The organism is Persicobacter diffluens (assembly GCF_036244895.1).
Lineage (GTDB): Bacteria > Bacteroidota > Bacteroidia > Cytophagales > Cyclobacteriaceae > Persicobacter > Persicobacter diffluens.
The window spans coordinates 2060827-2083568 of record NZ_BQKE01000001.1 but is presented as its reverse complement, the minus strand read 5'-3'; the positions used below and the strand labels follow the sequence as shown (position 1 = coordinate 2083568).

The following is a 22742-nucleotide window of genomic DNA, read 5'->3' as shown; positions in this document are numbered from 1 at the left end:
AAGTGAATCAATTTTTTATTACGCTGGGAGGTGTTTTCCCTCCCGAAAAGCACAACTATGATGAATTACTCTTATTTCGATTACTACAAAGCGAATATTCGTGAAAAGGAAATTTTCAGGGGATATTCCAATAGCGATGGGGAAAAGCTGGATGAGTTAAGCCTTAGACGTTTGCAGGCTGGTTTTAAGTTGGTCCCTGGTGGAACAGGATGCGGAAAGACCTCATCTATTCATGATGTTATGATGGACAGGACGATTGAACAGCCCAAGTTTATATACTTGGCTAACCGCGTTCAGTTGGTGAATGAGGTCATGCAAGGGCCCAAAGAATATGATGCTGACTATGCCCCTCTGATTGCTCCAGCAAATAACGATCAAAAATACCAGGGCAAAGGACCTTATTACATTAAGCTATTTGCTGATAGTAGTATGTTTGATGCTATTACGGAGGATGAGCTAAACGATATGCTGGAAAATCCACTAGTATTGTCAATTCTTAAAAGTAAGAAAGGTAAGCGCCTGAACGCACAACACCTCAAGCTCAAGAAATTGCATGAGTCACGCCGTGAATTTCATGATCGTGGTGCAATTAGTCAGGACACCGAAGATTACCAGCGGGAGGCCATGCAGTTTTTCAAAACGATCATGACATTGTCCAATAGACTTCAGCGTGCAACGAAGAAAAAGAAAGAAGGTGCCAATGAAAATTTCAGGCATATTCATTCTTATCTAAAGGACTTGTATGTCATCCGTAAAATGTTTCCTTACATCGACTTTATGGATGAAAAGATTAAGCGTAAAAAGATTCTGGTAATGACTATTCAGAAAGCATTTTACGGTTGTTTTGATGGAGAGCGTAAGGTCAGTGTAGCCACTTGGAAAGACGAGCGACGTTTTACTTCAAATCAGATAGTAAAGGGAGAGCGGCGTCCAAAATCGATTGGTATAACTGGGATTAATCGATCAGCAGTAATCTTTATGGATGAGTTTGATTATCTGGAGAGTACCTTGGTGGGCTTGCTTTGTAGTGATTTGAAAGTGAAAGACTGCAAGGATTTCGTCGCAATGTTTCATCGTGCTATGCGTAATGATAAACTCCCTTCTGATTTGTATTTTGGCAAGTTTCCTGAGTTACGGAAAGATATCGATAGGGTGGTCGAAAGAATCGAAACTTCCTTAAAGAAAATTGATATTAACTTCCCCTTGATTAATCATTTTATCATGGAGGATGAAGAGCTTGAGGACCCAACGATTTTTCAAACACGATCCTCTATACCGTCTGTTAGAATTAAGATGGAGGAGAGTAAAACATGGGAAGGTTCGTTTAATATCCTGAAGCAGGAATCTGACGAAGTAGACTCCAACTTACTGATTTTTCTAGATCTGATTAAATCAAGTGTCTCCAATATTCTTCGGTTATTCAAGACCATACATTTGGCCAGTCCTGACCTCTACTTTGAAATCTTGGACCATTGTTATCGCATAAATCCTCAATTTCAACAAGTTGTTCGACAGTCAAATCAAATACCAGCAAAAACGAAGCAGAGAAGTACCCAACGTTCCACTTATATGGCGGAAGGTTTTTCGAATTTCGAAATTACCCGATTAAATCACGAATCTTCGCCTCATGGCATTGATATTGATTTGTTAGCCGTTTATACCACAGCGGAATGGTTTCTTTACACATTGTGTCGAAATAATATGGTATTTGGTATGTCCGCGACAGCCATTTTGGAGCGTCCGTTGGGTAATTTTGATCTTTCATGGTTGAAGGAAGAGCTTCACGATTCGAAGCTAAGCGAGCAAGATAGAAATTTGTGGGAAAATGGTGGGTATTATTGGGCCTACTATGATATTTCTAGGGAAGAGCAGGCCAATATCCATAGTATATCCTTGGAAAAGGCGCAAATTCGTGCTAATAAAGTGAAGGTGGTTGATAATACCGTTGACCAAAATCATGTGCTGATCAAAATGCTCAATAAGGCATTTATCAATAGAGGGGTTGAATCCCTGAACAATCCCTTTCGGGCAGATCGGATGTTAAACTTTTTCGCCATCATGAACAATTCCGTTGATTTGGAACATCATCTGGTATTCGTAGAGTCGATGAAGCAAATCGAACATGTGTTGGATGGCATTCGAAAAAACCGGAATTTATTTTCCAAAATAATAACAGTCGGGGAGGTGATGAATAAATACTTCTCTTGCTACACTGTTAATTCGCAAGGCAAACAATTCAATGTGCTGTTGGTGGATGCGGCCTTCAATAGGAAATTGGAAAATAATGCCGAAATGAGGCGGGAATATGAGCAGTTATTCGTTGGGGACTCTGCAGATAGTTCTGCAGTTCCACTTATTTTTGTGACGACCACCTCTACAGCCTCAAATGGTGTAAACCTTCAGTTTCACGAAACCTTTGAGGATTTTAATCTTCGCAGGCCCTACAATAAGGATTTTACTCATATCCATATTATTGATGCGAAGCATTTTTTCTTCTCTGGAATTGATCCGGAAGCGGACTACCAGCAAATACAATCCGCTAAAGCAATGAATATTTATAACGTTTCCAAGCTCTATTATGTAGCCAAGGCAATTTCTTACCCACAGTTGGAAAGAATAGTGAGCAAACCTGCAAGTTTGGGTCATTTTAATATTCAGTACAAAAATACAGATCATGCCAAGATAGAGCAATTGACGGTCATTATGCAGCAATTAGGACGTATTGAGCGGTGTTGGGCAACAAGTTTGGACCAATATATACACCTTTCAGATTCTGTTAAAAAGCTGATGAAGGAAATTATGGAGGATGAGTACACTTACCACAAAGTAATGGGAAATGTAGATTTGTACTCGGAGAATATTCGCTCTTTTCTACAGCAAATTGACACAAAACTGTGGCAGGAGAACTATTTGGATGAAATGATGCGGGTTTCCATTAGAGAACAAAATGGAATGTCCAAAAAGTTTATAGACCTAATGGTCGATGACAACTCTAATGTCCGAAAGGGAAATATTAGGGGAGAGCAGGCTGATCAAAAAATACGAGATTGGGAGGTATTTGCGGACGCGGTCATGAAGCATGATTTTATGAATCGTATGCTAAAAGACAGTCCGCATGTTTTCAAGTCAAACGAAATGGCTTTGGGTTATATCAAAAGGGATGACAATCTCAACATTTACCCAGTATCGAGTACGCACCCAGATTCGTGGGAATGGAATCTGAATTCGGTTTATAAGATGGTCAATGAAAATATGGTCATTTCACACCATTTTGATCTAAAAAAATACGAAAAAGGATTCACAAATATTGGGACGTATTTTGTCCCCTACATTTGGCAGTCCATTATCAAGGGGCGCGTTGGGGAGGAGATTGTTAAAGCTTTACTACGAACCCCATGGCTTCCTGAAAGGGCGGCATCCTGCGGAAACGGACAGGAAACACTGACAAAGGTAAAGTTCGATAAGAGACAGGCTAACCCCTTGTTCGAACTTACGGATATTAAGATCACCGGCATACCCTGTTTTATTGATGTGAAGCATTATTCAGAGTACTCAATTAATGAGCTTTTTGCTTTAAAAGAGGGTACGAAGATGAATATTGAACATATTGAGAAGAAAATTGGTACGACCATGGGGGCGCTCCGTAAAAATGCCGGTCCTAAGGCCAAATTAATCTTCATAAATGCCGCTTATGCTACAGATTACATTCCTCGGTACTTGACTCATGGATATGATGATACAGGTAAAGTCGAATTGCATGCAGTGCAAAGTTTTCAGGAAGCGGTGATCATATGTATCCCATCAGTTTTGGAAAATGTTTATGACAAGGAATCCAAGCAGCGTCCTTACCTGACCAAAGGATTTATTCGTTTGGTTCGTGAGTTAAATAATGCACAAGCTTTTTTATAATCCCAAAAAGAATTTTTTATGCCAGAGCGCAAGTTAATATTACCAGAAAGACGACTAACCAACGTTTTTCAATTAGATATAAAAGAATTGATCGCAAAATTTTTTGAGTCAGATTTTGAGGTTCACTCTTACTCGGTGAAATCTTTCCGAAATAAGGGAAGAGATGCGTATGCGGAGCTTTACAGAGAGTTTAAACAACAGGTAGATCATGCTTTTTATTTTTGGTCTCATGCCCAACCTGATGCATCGATTTTTACTTTGTCCAGAGGTAATGAGCAACTACCTGTAATTAATTTATTTGATCAGGAAGTGCGTCCTGTATTTCGAGAGGATTTGCCAGAGCATGTCGTGATCAAATTACTGATGATGTCTTATGAGTATGTCAAGGGAGGAGAAGAACGCAGGTATTATAGCCATCGGCCCATTATTCGTACAGGAGGAAGCGATAGATGGTTAGAGTGTATGAACCTCGAGCCTTCATTGGTTGAAGGTAAACCGGAGTTAGTTTTAAGGGCGTCTGTGGGGTTATATGCAAGGGTCAATAGTAAATCAAAACCAGGGGATCGTTTTGAAAGATGCCTGAGAGAAGAAAATGGGGAGATTGTGGAAGGCCTGGTACTTGCTCCGAAGGAGAAATGGGATGAACTTAAAAGCGCTGGCAACTTATATGAACGAAGGGTTATTCAAGGAAAGAAACCAAATTCTAACTGGTATACGTTGGACTATGATAAAAAGCATCTTAGTAGAGGCTGGGCGTTATATCATTTCATGCATGGCTTTGTCGAGTATATTTCCAATACTTTTGGCCAAAACTTGATTTGGATTAAGGAGGATCTTGAAAACTGGGAGTTTTTACAAGGGTCATTGGAGAGCCGGGTGAATAAGGCCAAGACGGAATTGCTACCGATAGAATGTTTGGGGGAACTACCAGTGTATTTAAATCTAAATCGTCAATATGGACAATTCATTCATCAGGGAGATGTGAAAGCGGCTTTTACTTCTGTGATGAAAAAGTTCAATGAGAAGCAGGAAAGAAATATCCAATTTAGGTTTATTGACAATTTGGAGGGTAATGATTTCGCTTTATGTCTTCAGGACGCCAATTTATCGGATTTTGATGAGGAAAATAAGGAGCAAAATTTACGTGCTTTTGGCCTAGAAGATCCTAAAAAGTTATTGTATACTTCGAATAAAGCGATCGCTCTACAGTCTATGGTGATCAATCCCAATTCTGGAGAAAAATGGGATAGCCTGGAGGATTTCCATGATTACGACCTTACCAATACCAAGTTCGAGCGAAATCTTATTCAGGCTAAAATTCCAGTTTCTCTGAATGAGTTATTTAAGAAAACCATTTTAATGAAAAATTGGCCTGTCGATACCTTACCAGAGTATAATAATAATGCTCAAGTGTTTGAGAACTATGCTTATTATTATGACTATGGGCTACTGTATTTTGAGCGCAATTCGGAGGGACGTCCAGTTGCGGTTTATAAAAAATGTAAGGATGAAGCGGTTTCCAATGTAAGGGAATATCTTTTGCCCCTTCTAGAGAAGTTAAATATTCCTCAAGAGCGATTTTTTGAAGTATTGGGGAGTAACAAGAGGCGGAGGGGAGATGCTGAAACAAACCAAGCGAGGCGCTATCTGGTGTTGTCTCAAGGGGGCTTGACGGAAATAAAACCCACAGCAATCAGGCCGTTACCTGATTATGAGTTGGCAATTTCAAAATGGGAAGAGACTCCGGCAAAGTATAAAGATAGGCTCGATGAGGAAACAGGAGAGCTGATAGAGCGGGTTCAGGTGAAGCCGAAGCTAAGTAAATCCAAAACGATCATTGGGCATAATATGGGGATATGGCTGAATAGGAAAGACAGGAAATACACCATTGGGTTGTCCCAGTCTCCGGAAAAGGCTTTAGATAAGGCCGCTGTAGAGTATGAAGTAATTGACTATTTGGAGACTAAATGTGATATACAACCATTAATAAATTCAATGCTTAACAGGCATGTGAAGTATAAGTCATTCTCGACCCTACCAACGCCATTCGATATTCTGCGGATGTTCCAAACGGACCTAAAGGATCGCTTGCCGAAAGACGAGGCAGTTGGTTCAGGGCGAAATAAGAATTATTCATTACCATTCTAAATGGCTTTGAGTTTGTAAAATAGAGTCATCGGGAAAATTCGATGGCTTTATTTTTTGTGAGTCAAGGGGTAATTGTTCCGGCCAAGCTTAAAAAACATAGTATCGATTCCTCTGAAAGGCATTTAAGGACTTTAAAACTAGGTGTTTGAAAGCGAGAATGCCGCCTTTGAAGCCAATAAAGAGCGACTTGTGAATTTTAATTTTTATATATTGTTCCATCAAGAATGAAGGTGGGGCTATTTTAAATTTTTTAAGATGACTAATAACCAATTTTTAAGTGATGACGCTATTAAAAGAGCGGATCAAGACTTTTTGAATCGTGCCAACTTTGCTGAAAGATTAGCAGATTCTATCCTTACACAAAGAAATGAAGGTAGTTTAGTAGTAGGCTTGTATGCTCCTTGGGGAGCGGGTAAAACATCTGTACTTAACCTTATCAATGCGAGGCTAGAGCAACAGGAGAAAGTTATTGTAGCTCATTTTAACCCTTGGCAAGTGAATTCTCAGGAGGAGATCTTAAAGAAGCTCTTCCTATTGATTGGTCAAAGTATTGGGGAAAAACTGAAGGGTTCGAAAGAAACTGTTAAAGAAACTGTCGATCAAATTGGTGGGTTAGTAAAAGGAGCCAGTAGTATTTTGGGCTTTCCTATTGATATATCTGGCATATCTAAAGCCATAGGTGATACAAAATTGGAAGATCTTAAAAATAAGATTTTTAAGTTGATGACTGAATGGAATGGAGGCCAATTAGTAATTATCATCGACGATATTGACCGACTGGATAAAGACGAATTATTTTTTTTATTCAAAACCGTCAAACTTACCGCCACTTTTCCTAACACGGTGTACTTGCTTTCCATGGACGATAAGATGGTGGCAAAGGCAATTACGAAGAGGTTTTCGGATGGAGATGAAGCTGCTGGGGAAAAGTTTTTGGAGAAAATAGTTCAAGTGCCAGTGAGAATTCCAAAATCGAGGTTAGGTGATCTTGGGGATTTTACAATGAACAAGATTCTTGATGCCGTATCCAAATTTGACGAGCCCACAAAAAGCTATTTGTCGGACGAAATGAAACAAGTGTTCATTAGTAAATTTAGAGAACTGGTGTTGCCGAACATAGGTACACCTAGGATGGCGATTAGGTATGTAAATGCCATTTCATTAACCTGCGGTTTAGTCAAAGATGAAGTTAATCATTTGCAATTTTTATTATGTGAGGCATTAAAGATATTCTTTGCCAAAGAATATGAATTTGTTAAAAATAATCCGGATTGGTTTTTAATGAATAAAATGGGTAATCACCAAGTTCGGGTACCTACTGAGGATCAAGAAAAGTTACGTCGGCAGTTACGGTTAGAAATGAATTACTCTGAAGAACAGGAAAGTTTATCTATTAAGCTTTTGAAGTTCCTATTCCCCAATTTTCGAAAGAATATTTCAGGAAATCAGTTTTCTATATCCTTTGGTGAGTCAAGCTATGAAAAAAGCATTTCTCAATCGAGGTATTTTGATCGATACTTTTCATATAATATCGCAAAAGGGGAATTGGCTGATGCCGATTTTGACCTCTTTTTACTAGAAATGGAGGCGTTATCAGAAGAAGACACGAAGGGCAAACTGTTGGATTTGATTTATCCATCAAAACAAAAGGAATTAATTCACCATTTGTATAGATGTCAGGGCGCGATAGTCGAGGATTGGGAAAAGGGTAAGAAGCTTATTCGAAGTCTTTGTCTTTTTGAGTTGGGTTTTTGGGGAAATGTGGGGGAGTATTCCGAACGATCGCGAGTTTATAGTTTCATCCACGATTGTTTTAAAAGTAGAGCAGATAAGGTACTTTCGGATGAGGACTTTACTTTTCTGGAGGAATTACTGAGCAGTTCTTTTAAAGAGGTTTCTTGGCATATTTTTAATTGGATTAAATCAAGCTATAATTACGGAGAGCAGTTTATCTCAGAGAGGCAACTAAATGATATTTCAGTAATCCTTATGAATAGGTATGTTGATGAAAGTGGAGACCCTCCTTTTTATATTGCCTATGAAGGGGATTCAAACCTCAATAAATTTATTTGTCAGACGATGAGACAACAGGATTCTGAACGGTTATCGAGAATTTTAGAGAAAAGTTTTGAGGAGGATTCCGAAAATAGGGTAAAAAGCTTTTTAAGAAACTTCGAAAATGCCATTCGTACGAATGGTCGTCAATATAGGTACAATTTGGAGAGTGGGTGGTTTGAAGAGATAAAAGGTTATACTCCCTCTCAGGTTTTATTAAGAATTATTAATCACGTGGTTGATATTGATTCGGAAGAGGTGGTATTTTTTGGTGTGGGCGATGAACGAATTACCAAGGGTGAGGGGCAGACAGATTTAAACTTACTTCGCCAGTTTAAGCATTTTTGTGCAGAACAGGGGATTACTCTTGATACTGAATTGGCAGATGAATAGTTATTAAAATGAGCTCCTTAGACTATTGGGGAGCTCATTTTTGTCTATATCTCCATTCTCAAAGCTTTGGCATAAATACTGATAACCTAAATCCCATCCCAATAATCACTATCCATTTTACGGATATAGAGGGTTTGTTCATTCTGCATACCAAAGCCGAAATCATAAATGTATTGTGCCAGTTGTCGGCCGTCAATCAATACAAGGGTTACATGATTGGCTACTTCAGCGAATTCAATAGCACCTTTGGTAAAGGAAGAAGTCGTAATAAAAACACCTTTATTAGCACCTACACCAGCAAGGGCACCTACAAATTTTTGAATTTCCTCTCGACCTACGCTGTTTTCAGGTGCGTAACGTTTTGCCTGTATATGAATGCGCCCCAGCCCTAAAACATCCTCTTTGATGATCCCATCAATCCCACCATCATTAGTGGCTTGGGTAACCTGACCAGCATTTTTTACCGTCCCGCCATAGCCCATTTTTTCTAAAAGCTTTACGACAATCTTTTCAAAGGCAGTGGGGGATTTTTCTAAAATGGTATTCAGGATCTCCTCATAAATGCTCTCTTTAATATTTTGAAAAGCCAGCTCCAGTGCTTCTTTTGGCGTTTTGCTTTCTTCCTCAATGATGTTTACTGACGATGGATTGGGAGCCTTTAATGCTTTTCTTTCTTTTGCTCTTTCCCTAACGGCTTTTTCCACTATTTGATGCAGGTCATCAGGCTGTTGCAAAGCCAATCTTCCGGCCTCATTAATGACATATATGCCTCTTTTGGGCTTGGATAATAAGCCCGCAATCCGCAGGTGTGAAAGTGCCCATGAAATGCGGTCCAGAAAAACCTTGCCGTTTCCGGATGCATATTCCTGATTGATTTCTTCTTCGCTGAGATTAAAGGTTTTGGCCAGCGGCAATTCAAAGTCTTTATTGGTCAGCTGGCCTTTGAGATCCAAAAGCTTTAGAGCGGGCAAGCGGATTTCATCGTGTTTAGGGATGGGCATTTGCAAAAAATTAAAACTTAAAAAAGTAAATTAATAAGAATAATAGTGAGAAAAAATGACTTTAGTTTGCTGGATCTGGTAAAGTTTGGTCGTTTACCAACTTTATGGGTACTCCGTTTATGGATTTTTTTCGAATTTTGGAGTGGTCGAATACCTCCGATGCGCTTAAAATAGACAAAAAAGTGCGCCGTGAGCCTCTCCTTCCCGAAGTGCAAAATTTGCACTTCGGGGAAAAACAAAACCCATTGATTACTAATAGTCCATTTTTTAAAAAACTAATAGATTTTGATTGGGAGTATCATAGTATCGGTCCCAATGATTTCATCAGTGTATTACAAGGGTTTTTGGTTGGTGGTTACAGAATAACAAGAAGGATTTACCAAGCACATCACTTTATTCTTGATGTCCCTAAAATAGTCGAAAAAGGGCGCTGGGAGCCTCTCCTCCCGAAGTGCAAATTTTGCACTTCGGGGAAATACAGTACTCAATTGATAACTTTTCAGGGGAAGCAGGGTAATGATGGCGACTGAATTAGCTCGCCTATTTTGGGACAATACCTTAAAAGGGAGGGGAAGAGTATATTTGGCTGAGGACATCATATGCTTTCGCTTCATCTCCTTTAAAGTATTTAATAAAAAATAGGAATTGATCCTCAATGGGGCGCCCCGGTGGACATAGCGCTTTGAAATAATCTACATCAATGCTTTTGTTGATATACTGAATCCTGTCACAAACCTGAGCGTCATTCAGAATGAGGTCTGCGATGTCAGAACCGTCATTGATGGTTTCGCCTATCTGGAGCAGGCGAAAGTTGATATGGAGATGTTGGGCTATTTCATGTCCTTTTTCATACCAGTCTGCACGGCACTGTTCTGAAAAATCGGGTAGCAGGTAAACGGTTCTGCCTAATAAGGGGCTGCATTTTTCAATCTTCAGTCCATTGGCTCCTTCCGAAGAAAGCCAGATATATTGTGGCATCCAAAGCCAGCCCAAAACGGCATTCTTAGCGCTTTCAGTAATGACGATCTCATCATGTGTCCCAATTTGATGGAGCTGATGCTCTCCGAAGAAACACTGTTCCAGCTCAAAATTGGGATTCAGTTTATCCTCTTTTTTCAGAAGGCTATGCACCCAATTAATCCTGGAATGCCCGTTAGTTTTTACCCTTTTCAAATCCTGTCCGTATTGCATCACTTTGCCAGCTTTTAGGCGGAGGTCAGCGTCCATTTGCCAAAAAATAGTTGCTCCTTGCCACAGGGGTGAGGTTCCGATCAGGAAGTTATTCAATACCTTTTGTGCAGCTCGATTACCGAATAGTTGCTGAATACCTTTTGTAAAGTTGTCCTGCCCATGCAGACTACTGTGACATAAATGAGTCGGCAGGGTATGCTTGGGTTTTGGGATGAATTTTTTGGGCGTTTCCTCGTTTGCAGCACGCTTCAGAATAGGAGGGTCCGGTTTTTTTATCCAGAAGGATTTTTCAGGGATTAAATGATAGCCGCAGCTTTCCTGTCGGTCGCATCGGCCATATTGTTCGGGTAGGTATTCATCTTTTTCGAAATTATAATAGCGAACAAATTTGGCCTTTTTGCCACAGGAAGGGCAGGCGATTTTTTTTTTCACATGTCCCGCTTGTGGCAGGTCCAGTCCAATATGGTGATTGAAATTTCTCATTTTTGAAAATTTAAGGTGTGGCGGAAGCGGCGGAAGTGGCGGAAAGCCTTTAAAAACCGCCTTCCGGAGGTTGGAGCACTGTTTTTTAGGCCTGCTGATTGGCGGAAAGTATGGAGGAAGTGGCGGGAAATCGATCTTTTGTGCATTTTCTTTCCGCCACTTCCCCAAGATGATTGGCGGAAAAATGGGCTTAAAAACCCCTCTCGTATGCTGTCAGGGAGGTTTCCGCCGCTTCCGCCACTTCCGCCAAGGGTCTATTTTAATTTTTTATAAATTCCTCTGGAAATTGCTTTCACCAGGCCCTCTTTTATCCATGATCCGCCTTTTCCGATCTTCCTTTCATAATTTCTGGATGGCAGGTGGTGTGCCTGAACGAGTTCCAATAGGTTTTGGGTTCTGAATTCAATGGGCAGGGCGTGATAAATTTCTAATTCTTCTCCCTGCAAGTTGATTTTAGAATTTACCTCCGCATAAGCGCGGTTGGCTTGCAAAAGAAAGAAGTCAATGGTTAATACGGCTCTGTTCATGGCTTCCAGACTTATCTCTCTTTTTTGGATGTTGTGATGGTTCAGGTGTAGGAATTCATAGTTCAGCGCAAGCTTGGGGAGGTATCCGATAAGTTTACCGTGAAGGGAGTTTAAGTGCTCCGAACCTTTGGCCTGCCGGAGAAGTTCATCGTGCTTTTGAGCCATGAGTTCAAAGGCATTTGGATTTAGCGAAAAGGGCGTGAAAAGATCAATAGTCCTGCTGATGTGATCGATCTGTGAAAGATACTCCTTATACACCTCCAGGGCTTCAGGACAATTATTTTTATTAAGCTTAGTGAAATCATTACTTTCAGGAAAAGTAAAGAGGAAACGATACATGAATCCATCATCTTTTCTTCCCTCGCCAAAAAGATCGTGCAGTTTTGAGGGCTGCACACCGCCCAATACACTCAGAAAAGGATGCTGCACGCAAATGTGCGTTTTAGCACGATCCACATTAATGGTGTCGCCATCAAACAGACTCAGATAATACTGTTGATCTCCGGCTTTACTGTAGCGGTCCATGGAGTTGATCCACCCTAAAATTTCTGAATTGAAGAGTAGCAGGCCTCTGGGATTGTCCTTAAAGCGTTTTACAAGTGCTTCCTGATTGATGTCTTTGATGATAAACTGTTTTACTCCCGGTTCCGGGTGCTCAATTAAAAAGCGTTCTCTTTCCTGTTTATCTTCAATATCCGCTAAGTCAAGTTTCCATTTTTCAAGATCTTTTTCATACTCCTCATGCGCTTTTTGGTTCAAGCGGGACAAAGGAGAAGTACACATTTTAAGCGTGGGGGATTTTTTTAGGGAGGATGAGCCGATTACAATGCCCCAAATATTGCAAGGGGTTACCCAGCCATCTTTTACTTTAATATGACCATGGTTCCCAATCAGCGCGCTGGTGGTGGTAAGGGCGCCCAGAGCAAGGTAATTTTTGTCAAATCCCAGGGAATGATTGATGGTAATTAATGCATTTTCGATGGGTGAGGGGAACAATCCGATGGGGAATTTATTAATCTTTCCGATTGTTTGTAACGGATTAGATATGTTCTCAAAATCATGAATATTGTTTAAACTTTCCATTAAGTGGTGAAATTTTGACAAAACAATCCCTGCACCCTGTAAAACAGGGCGTTTTGTCTGGTGAATACTTGATTTTTCACCCAAAGACCACTAGAAATAATTGCCGGAAAGCAAAATTTTCCGTATACTTGAATGAGTGTAAGGGGTCTTTGGGTTTTCCAGGGCTCTTTTTTTTATGCCTGAGGTTTTTTACCCTGGATGCTGTTTTTATATAGATTTATATAATCCTTGGCTTTGGTAATGCGGGCATTCTTATCTTCCAGGCGTTGTTTTTCTGCTTCTCGTTTGGCGTCCAGTGCGGCCAATAATTGAGTAGCACGAAACAGTTTTTTTCTACCAATGGTGGCCGGAACCACAAAGCCTTCATCGATCAACTTTTTGAGTCCTCCCGCTGATACATTAAGGTATTTACAGGCTTCTCTGGTATTAAGAAGTCCGTTTTGGTCCAGTTTGGAGGCAATAGCCTCAGGAGAGCCATTCATTTCCTGTAGGGCTTCTTTGACCCATTTTTTGATCTGGCTTTTGAACATTTCCTCATTAAAGCTAAATAAGGCGTTCGAGGGATTTGAATTTTCGTCTTTCATATAGATTATTATTTAAGGATTGATGGGAATTTCTCCATGGCCTCATGGCCCTGTTCAAGGCTGTGTTTGGTGTATCGCAGGGTGTTACTAATGCTTTTGTGCCCCAGCAGACGCTGCGTAAGGTAAACATCTCCTGTAGATTGATATAAATTGGAGGCATAGGTATGTCTGAAGGAGTGAAAGGTAATGTCCTTGGTGATGCCGGCTCTGAGGACCCATTGTTTGATTCTCATATTGTTCCAGGAGCTGTACGACAAATTCGGGAAAACTTTATCTTCCGGAAGTTTACGTTCACCAAGTAATTCTATAGCTTCTTGGTTCAATGGGTTTTGTTGAATGTTCTTGCGTTTCACTTGTTCAAACTGAATATAGGTATGGCCATTCAGATTAGTGATGACGTGTTTCCATTGCAGTCGCTTTAAATTCGATACCCGAAGGCCGGTCAGCGCGCAGAACAGACAGGCATTGCGAATGTCGGTGTGCTCCATAGGTGTTTTGGCCAGTGCCCGAAGTTCATGAATATTCAAATAGTCTTTAAATACTTCCTCTTCTTTGATAGCCGGCACCCTTTTGGCCAAATCCGTTGGGATAATCCCTTCCAGGAAGGCTTCCTTTATGGTAACTTTTACCTTGCTGAAATAGGAGGAAGCTGTATTCTTTGATATGGGTCTCGGGTTGCCTTTTAAAGTCAACGCTTCATTGAGCAGGTACTCCCGAACTTTAGTGAGTTCCTCATAGCCAAAGTGGATGAGCAGGATGTCATGTACCCATTGAATTTGAAGCAAAGTACCCAATGCACTTTCCCAGCTTTTGTTGGTGGCCGGGGTCTGGCGTTTCATCATTTGTTCGGTGAAGTATTCCAGAAAGAGAATGTCGCGCTTTTTAGGTTTATCCACAATCATGGCTTCTTTTAAGGCTTTAACCCGCTCTTTTCGCATGGCTTCTGCCTTCCGCATGATTTGTTTATTGTATGCTCTTTCCATCTTGTCTTTGGGTTGAGCATACAGATGAAGCTTCAGGTATTCCTTGTATCTAACGCCCTCCATATGGATGTCCAGTAGGAGAGAGTAGCGCTTGCCATTGGTAATGGGCTTTTTCCTTAATAAGCAGGAGAACATTAATTCGGTCATAATATTTATACTTTGTTATATCTTAAATTACTCTGAATCAATGCTTGGGACACCCTTGGGACTGTCCCAAATAATCTAAAACATTCATTTTTTTGATTTTTTATTCATGCTGATACGTCCCTTTGATCTTCTTTCTAAGTTCCGGATGGTACTTATTGATTTTGGGTTCAAGGTAGCGGGTGAAATACTCCATAATCGTTTTGGGTGATTTACCGAAGAAGGGCGGACCTGCCTTCAGGGCCTTGTAGAGGGCGTCATTATAGCCGGATTTATTAGTTTTCAGATTATAGGTAATGGATAGAAACCTGGCTAGGTCTGTTTGGTCGAATTGTTCCCTGGCTTCACTCCGAATAGCTTCATGAAAGGAAAAATAGTGCATCAGGTGGGCTACAACCGGAATTTCGGTAGTGGCTCCGCAGCTATTTTCCAGTTCTTCATCAGTTCTCTTTGCTTCATCTGGGCTATTGATTTGCCTAATGGCCTGTACCATTTCTTGCTGCCCTAAGTCCTGCAAATGCTGCAGGAAGGGTTGGTAGGTTTCAATCTTAGGATTATCCCTTAATTCTTTTAGCACCGTGAACTTTGCCAGCAAAGTGATCCATTTTACGGTGTCCTTTTCCTCAAGCCATTCTGTGAGATAATCACAGTTTTGGAGCCGCTCATGTTGCTCCTGGTAATTTTTTTGAAGATCTGGGAGCCCTCTTTTTAAAAGTCCGGTCCATTTAATTTCAGCTTTGTATGCTGATAACAGGCGGCTAAGGTTATGGAAGAGCGTCGTAAGAAATTGATTCCGTCGTACTTTCGCCCCTTCCTGTGATTCCAATAGTGGCGCGTTATATTCCGGCCATATTTTATTATTGAAACTCTCCAAAATATGACTAAATGAGTTAAACTCATTTTCTTCAGCATCCATGAATACCAGAAAATCCTGGGCAAGGGCGCCAATAAATTCGGCTCTTTTCATCTGAAACAAAGCCTCTAATTCCGCTTCGGCCGGTATGAATGGATCAGTTTTCATATTCAAAGAGGTTTAGTAGTTCTGATTTTTTTACAATTGTCCTTCTTCCTAATTTATTGATTTTAACACAATTTTTATTGATTAAATTATAAAGAGTTCCTCTGCTTACGCCCAGAAATTCACATGCCTGCGGCACATTCAGAAACTCCTCTTGCTGCACGGGTTGCACGGATTGCCCTCTGTCTTTGGCCCGGATAGCCGACAGTACCCGCAGGTTATTCTCCGAAAGGGCTTTCTCAATGTTCTTGTCCCGCTGTTTTTGTTTGTAATGGCGTTGGTTGCATTTGTGACTACAGTATTTAGTGGTGGTGGCTCTGGCGGTAAATTCAGTGTTACAGTACAGGCAATTTTTTTGCAATTTCATTTCTCTCCCTGTTTGTTCATTATTGTCTATTACTGTTCACTGATGTTCAAAGAACTCACCCCCCTTGTGTTCACTGACGTCCATGGTTGTTCAAAGAACTCGCCCAAGAAAAGAGAGATCACCGTCCCTCGGGAGAGTAATTCACTTCCCGAGGGACGTGAATGTGTCTCAAAAGTAGTGGATTATTCCAGTTAAGCAAATTTTGAATAAACGTAAAAGCCCCGCTATCAGCTAGATAGCGGGGCTTCGGTTGGACTATTTTTAGGTGTTATCCTATATTACTTCCCGATACAAAACTTGCTAAAAATATTTTCCAGCAGATCATCCGTCGTTACCGTTCCGGAGATTTCTCCCAGATAATGCAAGGCTTCGCGGATGTCCATCGCCATCAGGTCACCCGGTATTTGGGCAACAATCGCATTGGTCACATTGTCCAGCGCCTGTTGCGTACGGATCAGGGATTCATAGTGGCGGGCGTTGGTCACCACCGTATTGCCAGCCTTAATCTCTTGCATATTCACTTTAGACACCAGCTGATCTTTCAGCTCTTCTAGGTTTTCCTTTTGTCCGGCAGAAATGAAAATCCAGCCTTCTTCCTGTTGCAGGGCTTCCAGGATTTCAGGTTTCGCCTTGTCCATCTTATTGCCCACTTTAATGAAGGGGATAGTGCCTTCCTGCAGTTTAGCGACTTCCGCCTGAATATCCTCCAGTCTTTCTTCTGCCAAATCAAACAGATAAATGATCACTGCTGCCTGCTTCATTTTCTCACGGGTTCGCTCCACGCCAATCGCTTCTACCTTGTCCTCCGTTTCCCGAAGTCCGGCAGTATCGATAAAGCGGAAAGACAAACCTTCCAGATGAATCTCATCCTCAATAAAGTCACGCGTCGTTCCGGCGATATCGGAAACAATTGCTTTTTCCTCATTCAACAGCGCATTCAGCAGGGTAGACTTTCCGGCATTCGGCTTACCCGCAATCACCGTCGGTACGCCATTCTTGATCACATTTCCCAGATCAAAAGAATCTACCAGCTTCTTGATCACCTCCTGCAGGCGATCTACCAATCCCTGCAATTGCTGACGATCCGCAAATTCTACATCTTCTTCAGAGAAGTCCAGTTCCAGTTCAATCATAGAGGCAAAGTGAATCAGTTGTTCACGCAAAGCCGCAATTTCCGCCGAAAAGCCACCACGCATCTGATTCATGGCCGCCGCATGGGCCGCTTCCGAATCCGAATGAATCAGGTCTGCCACTGCTTCTGCCTGCGCCAAATCGAACTGTCCGTTCATAAAGGCACGTTTGGTAAACTCACCGGCACGAGCCAATCGTGCACCCTTTCTCAAAAACAGCTGAATCATCTGCTTGATGATGAAAGGGGAGCCGTGAGTAGAAATTTCCACCACATTTTCCTTGGTGAAAGATTTCGGAGCAATAAAAAGCGATACCAAAACCTCATCCAGAATCTTCTCCCCATCGCGAATGGTTCCAAAGTGGATGGTATGGCTCTCCTGCTTGCTCAGGTCCCTACCTTTAAATACCTCATTGACTATACTGATCGCTTCATTTCCCGACAACCTGATCACTGCGATGGCACCTACTCCCTGCGGAGTCGCCAATGCCACGATGGTGTCGTCCATAGCCGCTATTGGATTCATATTTACTTCTCCTGTTAATTTCGCCACAAAGGTAGGGAATTTTTTCCGCTCCCCCTTCACCAATAATCAGTTTCGTCGGCTGTATGTCCAATAGAATGGCCTGCGCTTTAATTTTTTAAAAAAGGGGGCCACCGCCCAGGCGCGGTCGGGCTTTCGGCAGTCGCTCTTTTTGCGAGCCGCTACGCCCTTAGGCTGCAAAAAGGAGCTCCAACAACCGGCTGCGCCGCTGCCTCTATCCCTGGCCCAGCACCCATGGGAGATTTTTAATTTACTATAGGTCTTCACTTGCTCGTTTTTTTGTGTTATTTTATTGTTTTTCAGAGCTATGATAAAAATCGAAAACATAACCGATAAACCGGTTTATCCGGTAGGGGTTCAGCCATCTTCCTATATTCAGATAGAATTAGAAAACTTTGGTATGCAATTATACCATTTAGGGGAAAATGCAAAAGCTGACAGTCGATTCTTGCAGCGTCTGAGAAAGTTTATTCACAAACATCCAAACTACCCCTCCGCCTACAACTATTTATTTTCAGCTTATCAGCTTTTGGAGCAAAAGAGTATGGCAATTAATGTGGTGGATGTTATGATGGAACGTTTTCCCGACTACCTTTTTGCCAGAGTAGAAGCGGCCAAACTCGATATGGAAGACCACTACTTTGATGAAATTCATGATTTATTAGGCGAAACACTTGAGCTGGAAGATTTGTATCCCGATCGGCATATATTCCATGGGGCGGAAGTTACTACCTATTATATGACGGTAGCACAATATTATGAATGTATCTCTGATTATGAGAAAGCCTTGTCAACCTTAATTCAACTTGAGGAAGTATTGGTCGACTTTCCTGAAAACCGGAATATGATAAGAGAATGGATTGGTACACTCAAAAGCAAAATGAAATTTATGGATGGCATTAAAAGTACTTTTTAAACAGAATAGCATGAACCAAAAATGCTCCGGAAATTTCCCCAAGCTACAGGATGCTTTGCTGTAAAGGTGGGGATTTAGGAGGAAGCATCCTTTGTGGAAGTAGTCGGTGATAGCGGGTCATTAAGCCGAATTATTCACCGCTTGATTTATTGATCTTGCACAAAGTGGTCACCCTCAGTCTTTTCAGGTGTTTATTCTTGGTTTCTAATAGCCATATTTGGGCAAGTTTGCTTTTTCCTCATTCGTCTACTTTCAGGGAAATAGCTCGAATAAAAGAACTATTCCCTCGTTTTCCCCGCCCATTAGCTAAATGAAGATTGAAGCATGAATAATCTGGCCTAGATTTGGTCGGCTATATGGAAAGCCTGATCTATTTTTTCTTTTGAGGCCTGTTTTTCTCCGCCACCAACAGCCGGACTTCCGCGGCTGTGAGTGCTCGATAATCACCCTCTGCTATATCCAGTTCCACCGGACCGATACGCTCCCGATGTAATTGCACTACCTTATTTTTCACGGCCGCAAACATTCGTTTCACCTGATGGAATTTTCCTTCGGTGATGGTGAGCAAAACTTCTTTCTCATGAATGATTTCTACTTTTGCCGGTGCCGTGGCCTGCTTTTCTCCCTGCAGCTGAATGCCCTTCTCCAGCTTTTCAATAGCAACAGCATCAATGGGTTTTTGCAATTGTACCCGATAAGTCTTCGGACATTTATAGTCCGGATGCATGATCAGGAAGGACCACTGCCCATCATCCGTGGCCAGCACCAAACCCGTGGTGTCAGCATCCAATCGCCCGACAATGTGGAGGTTCTCCGCCTCCAAACCGACCGAGGTAAATACAGACGGGTAGTGCTCGTCTTTGTTCGAGCAAACCGTCTGGGCCGGCTTATGGATCAGAAAATAACGAAAAGGGCGTAATTTAAGCAGCACATCATCCAGATAAACTTTTTCTTCCGGATGTACCTGCGTGTCGGCTAAAGTGATCACCGCTCTTCCCACTTTTACCCGTTCGCTGATGATGCATTCATGAGCAGTGGGGCGGTCTAAAACGGTACTTTGACAAAGAAATTTATCGAGGCGCATGAGCAGAAAGTGGATTTTACTAAATGCAAAGATAGGGAATGCCGGTGATTTGCTCAGAATAGGAGGCGAATAATGGTGTGCGGGCAGTGTTATTTTTCTTCAGACGAGTGGGGGAAAATCTTTGTCTTTTTTGACTATTTGGTCGTAGGGTCAATTTCCGACTCCACATGCATGGAGTCTTAGTTCTTGAAATTCAGAAGGAAAGTCCAGGGGGGCGAGTACTCCTTTATATTATGAGCGAATAGGTTTTGGCGAATTTTGGGCTGATGCCGGCTTGTTCATGCTCTTGCATAATCTTAAAGTGTGTTTTCCGTAATGGATGGATTGTGGATGAATCCGCAAGGGGAAAGGATCGGACGCTCTAAAGTTTTTGGATTGTTGTTGGGGTTTACGACCAAAGGGGAGCTTCAGAACTTTTCTTTTCCGCAGCAGACATCTTACTCACCTTAGCATCATGCGCCATAAGCAACTGATGAAATTCTGTTCTTAATGTATCCATATTAGCGGTTAAGGAGGCTACCTTTACCTCAAAATCTTTACGCGCGCTAATCATTCCTTTATACTCGTTCATAATGCGAACGTTATCTACATAAGCCCATTTGGGTTGTTGTTGGAAAAAATATCCAAATGTAATTATATTACATAAAGCCAATAGGCCAATTCCCACTGCTAGTTTATTATTCATTCTTATTAAAAATTTTATTAAAGAAATAAATTATATTGAAAACAGTTTATTCTTTTTTAAAGCTACTGCTGTTTATAATTGTTGTTAGGGTAAATTTCTACCAAAGACCATTTAATGTGTTGATAATTTGCTCAAAGGTCTATGAATTAATTATTTAAATTTTCTCTTTTAAAAGTTATTAGACTACTTACCTATCCAGATTATCTATGGAATTCGATGGATAGTGCTTCTTCAAAATAAGCGGAAGGGTCAAAGCCAAGATTCCGTGGCCTCGGTCGTAGTCGCCGCGCTACATCCTTACAAGGTATTGAAGTTCAGAAAGAAAAGGCTATGACCGGTGGGACTCCATCCCAACTGTGATCTCAAAATAGTACAACTAGCAAGGTAAGTCTATTTAGTTAATAAGCTGCAACTTATTTCAGGATGTGACATTAAGTTTAGTACTCTATTATCGTTCCGTAAATGGCATATGATATTACACAAATAACAAATATTAAAAAATATCCAATACACAACCTACATATATTGATGTGTACATTATAAAATTTTTCATATCTAGGATTATTATCTAGATATTTGGGTTTAGGAAAAAAACACATCGTTATCATTTTTACAGGGAATTCATTTGCTACTTTTAAATAATGATAATAAACATCATCAGAAATCTCTCCTTTTTCTAGCATGCTATTCAATATATTTTCAAATTTGTAATGAGAGTATTTGGAATAAAAAAAAGAAAATATTGCGATTGCTATTGTCGTAAAATTTATTATCACCTCCATATTGTATTAATTATTTTATTTTAATTTCACCTCCAACTGAGAATCCCAACATTGCAGATCCCCCGAATCCAGCAGACATTACGTTTTCAACACTTTTTTTATTAAAGTCATAGACTCGTTTCGAGTTTATTCCTAAAAAAGAGCCATTAATTGAACCTTTCATTTCCTCAGTGCCATAAGGGTTTGAATGCCAAAATGAATGTTCTAACTCTGCTCCTCCCCCCATAATTCCAAAGAGAGAAATATCTGCAGAGATTTTTTGCTTTACCTTAGTGTCTTCCCCTATCCATATTGCTTTTGATTTGATGTTACTAAAGCCATTTTTAAAGGAATAATCTGCCGTGACCTCATAATCCTGTAATGTCCATGAAGCTAAATTTAATTCAAAACCTTCTATACCACTTATATATTCACCAATTTGGACTCCAATTGAAAGATCAAAAGAAAATTTTGTTTCTAGTGTTAAATCGACATGCCTAGTATATTGGATCCCGCCATCTAATTCAGTCTGGTAGCCTACATAATACTCTCCTAAATCCTCAGCATATCCAACTTGACCACCTCCTCCCATTAGGAAGGCTGCTATATAAGCCTGTGTTTTCCATTGAAACCTCCCATCCGGATCCACTCCATTCACCGGATCATTCCCCATCCCTACATACCCACTGGCATACTGCCTCGCCGGATCTACTGTTGTCCATCTTCCTAAAACCGGATCATACAATCTTGCCTCAAAGACATTAAAACCATTTTCCCCGGTATCATCTTCAGCAAAATCTCCCTGATAGCCAAAACGGTAACCGGGGTTTGTATACCTGGCCATTCGTAGACCAAAAGGATAATAATCACTATAACCCAGCGTTATAGATGGTACCGAGTCAGTTGGATGTTTTAGTATAGTTCTTATGTTACCCAAATGGTCTTTTAATTCATATTGCTCCTGTTCAAAAGTAGCTCCAATTACCAACATTCCCAAACGGCTTGCCCCGTAAATCGGGATTTCTACCTGTTTTAGATTACCTGAAGCAGGGCCACTGTATATGCTTAATAGTTTTCCAGAGGCATCACGGGAATAAGCCGTTTCTTTTTCAATATTACCAAGCAGGTCATATGCTACTTTTTTACTTCTATGCCCCAATGAATTATATTGATAAGTGATTTTTACGTCACCAGCAACTTTTACGGAATTCCTTAAGGCACTGGAATTATGACTATTCACGCTAGTTATTTGGGCGGGGAAATCGCCTGATCGTAAATTCCATCTTCGACTCCATATGGAGGAGCCTTTGTGCCTGAAATACAATAGGGGGGCTGATGATTAAAAGTACCCATTCAAATTATAGCTGCGCAGGATCCAATTGGTTTTTAATTAGACGCCGGCTTGTGCTTTCTCTTTTCTTTAATCTTAAAGCGTATTTTTCGTAATAAATGGATTATGGTTCAATCTGGAAGAGAAAAAGAGTGGAGGTTCCAATTTTTTTGGGTCGTAGATTGAATCTATGACCACTATGGGCGATTTCCGACTTTAAAAAGATTAAACTCAACTAACCAGTGTTGGTTTGTCCCGCTATTTTGGAGTAAAGTATATTTGCTCATCAAATACCCCTTTGATCTTTTGTGGTACAGCATGTTTACGAGCCTTAAAAGACGAACCACCAAATTCCGAGGACTGGGTCGTAGTCGCCGCGCTACATTCTTACAAGATATTAAAGTTCA

Annotated in this window: 16 protein-coding genes; 5 read left to right on the top strand and 11 right to left on the bottom strand. The window is 40.9% G+C overall.

Annotation, left to right across the window (positions count from 1 at the left end; all coding sequences use genetic code 11):
• Positions 1-57: 57 nt before the first annotated feature.
• The 3 genes from AAA970_RS08635 (at position 58) to AAA970_RS08625 (ending at position 8505) form a co-directional block, all read left to right on the top strand.
• Entirely contained in the window at positions 58-3909 is a 3852-nt protein-coding gene (locus AAA970_RS08635; RefSeq protein ID WP_338236777.1) for a hypothetical protein, read from the top strand.
• 18 nt (positions 3910-3927) lie between these two features.
• The gene (locus AAA970_RS08630) at positions 3928-6057 is read left to right on the top strand and encodes a hypothetical protein (protein WP_338236776.1); all 2130 of its coding nucleotides are present in this window, start codon (positions 3928-3930) and stop codon (positions 6055-6057) included.
• Between the two features lie 255 nt (positions 6058-6312).
• Positions 6313-8505: a KAP family P-loop NTPase fold protein gene (locus tag AAA970_RS08625; protein WP_338236775.1), complete on the top strand. Its 2193-nt coding sequence runs from the start codon at positions 6313-6315 to the stop codon at positions 8503-8505.
• A gap of 86 nt (positions 8506-8591) precedes the next feature.
• On the opposite strand, the gene AAA970_RS08620 is transcribed toward AAA970_RS08625, so the two are convergent.
• A complete protein-coding gene (locus AAA970_RS08620; protein ID WP_338236774.1) occupies positions 8592-9506 on the bottom strand; it encodes a restriction endonuclease in 915 nt (304 codons plus the stop codon).
• Between the two features lie 104 nt (positions 9507-9610).
• Between AAA970_RS08620 and AAA970_RS08615 the strand changes: the two genes are divergently transcribed.
• Positions 9611-10036, top strand: a complete 426-nt coding sequence (locus tag AAA970_RS08615) for a hypothetical protein (RefSeq protein WP_338236773.1) — start codon at positions 9611-9613, stop codon at positions 10034-10036.
• Positions 10037-10064: 28 nt separating this feature from the next.
• On the opposite strand, the gene AAA970_RS08610 is transcribed toward AAA970_RS08615, so the two are convergent.
• The 7 genes from AAA970_RS08610 to mnmE all read right to left on the bottom strand — a co-directional run bounded on the left by AAA970_RS08610 (position 10065) and on the right by mnmE (position 17541).
• A complete protein-coding gene (locus AAA970_RS08610; RefSeq protein WP_338236772.1) occupies positions 10065-11180 on the bottom strand; it encodes a DUF6371 domain-containing protein in 1116 nt (371 codons plus the stop codon).
• 254 nt (positions 11181-11434) lie between these two features.
• Positions 11435-12790 carry a DUF3987 domain-containing protein gene (locus AAA970_RS08605; protein ID WP_338236771.1) on the bottom strand — a complete coding sequence of 452 codons (1356 nt, stop codon included), beginning with the start codon at positions 12788-12790 and terminating at the stop codon, positions 11435-11437.
• A 173-nt stretch (positions 12791-12963) separates the two neighbouring features.
• Positions 12964-13374 carry a helix-turn-helix domain-containing protein gene (locus AAA970_RS08600; protein WP_338236770.1) on the bottom strand — a complete coding sequence of 137 codons (411 nt, stop codon included), beginning with the start codon at positions 13372-13374 and terminating at the stop codon, positions 12964-12966.
• Positions 13375-13382: 8 nt separating this feature from the next.
• The gene (locus tag AAA970_RS08595; RefSeq protein WP_338236769.1) at positions 13383-14504 is read right to left on the bottom strand and encodes a tyrosine-type recombinase/integrase; all 1122 of its coding nucleotides are present in this window, start codon (positions 14502-14504) and stop codon (positions 13383-13385) included.
• A 100-nt stretch (positions 14505-14604) separates the two neighbouring features.
• Complete coding sequence (locus tag AAA970_RS08590; protein WP_338236768.1) at positions 14605-15522, bottom strand: hypothetical protein; 918 nt, start codon at positions 15520-15522, stop codon at positions 14605-14607.
• Entirely contained in the window at positions 15512-15886 is a 375-nt protein-coding gene (locus AAA970_RS08585) for a helix-turn-helix domain-containing protein (protein WP_338236767.1), read from the bottom strand. Before AAA970_RS08585 ends, AAA970_RS08590 begins: the two co-directional genes overlap by 11 nt.
• A gap of 278 nt (positions 15887-16164) precedes the next feature.
• Entirely contained in the window at positions 16165-17541 is a 1377-nt protein-coding gene (gene mnmE / locus AAA970_RS08580; RefSeq protein WP_338237711.1) for a tRNA uridine-5-carboxymethylaminomethyl(34) synthesis GTPase MnmE, read from the bottom strand.
• A gap of 325 nt (positions 17542-17866) precedes the next feature.
• On the opposite strand from mnmE, the gene AAA970_RS08575 reads away from it, so the two are divergent.
• The gene (locus AAA970_RS08575; RefSeq protein ID WP_338236766.1) at positions 17867-18475 is read left to right on the top strand and encodes a tetratricopeptide repeat protein; all 609 of its coding nucleotides are present in this window, start codon (positions 17867-17869) and stop codon (positions 18473-18475) included.
• A 370-nt stretch (positions 18476-18845) separates the two neighbouring features.
• Here the strand turns inward: AAA970_RS08575 and AAA970_RS08570 are convergent, their stop codons facing one another.
• The 3 genes from AAA970_RS08570 to AAA970_RS08560 all read right to left on the bottom strand — a co-directional run bounded on the left by AAA970_RS08570 (position 18846) and on the right by AAA970_RS08560 (position 22245).
• The gene (locus tag AAA970_RS08570) at positions 18846-19559 is read right to left on the bottom strand and encodes a pseudouridine synthase (protein WP_338236765.1); all 714 of its coding nucleotides are present in this window, start codon (positions 19557-19559) and stop codon (positions 18846-18848) included.
• Positions 19560-19947: 388 nt separating this feature from the next.
• Positions 19948-20244, bottom strand: coding sequence for an OmpH/Skp family outer membrane protein (locus AAA970_RS08565; RefSeq protein ID WP_338236764.1), 297 nt, complete (start codon positions 20242-20244; stop codon positions 19948-19950).
• Between the two features lie 792 nt (positions 20245-21036).
• Positions 21037-22245 (bottom strand): RHS repeat-associated core domain-containing protein, encoded by a 1209-nt coding sequence (locus AAA970_RS08560; RefSeq protein WP_338236763.1) that lies wholly within the window; start codon positions 22243-22245, stop codon positions 21037-21039.
• Positions 22246-22742: the final 497 nt, after the last annotated feature.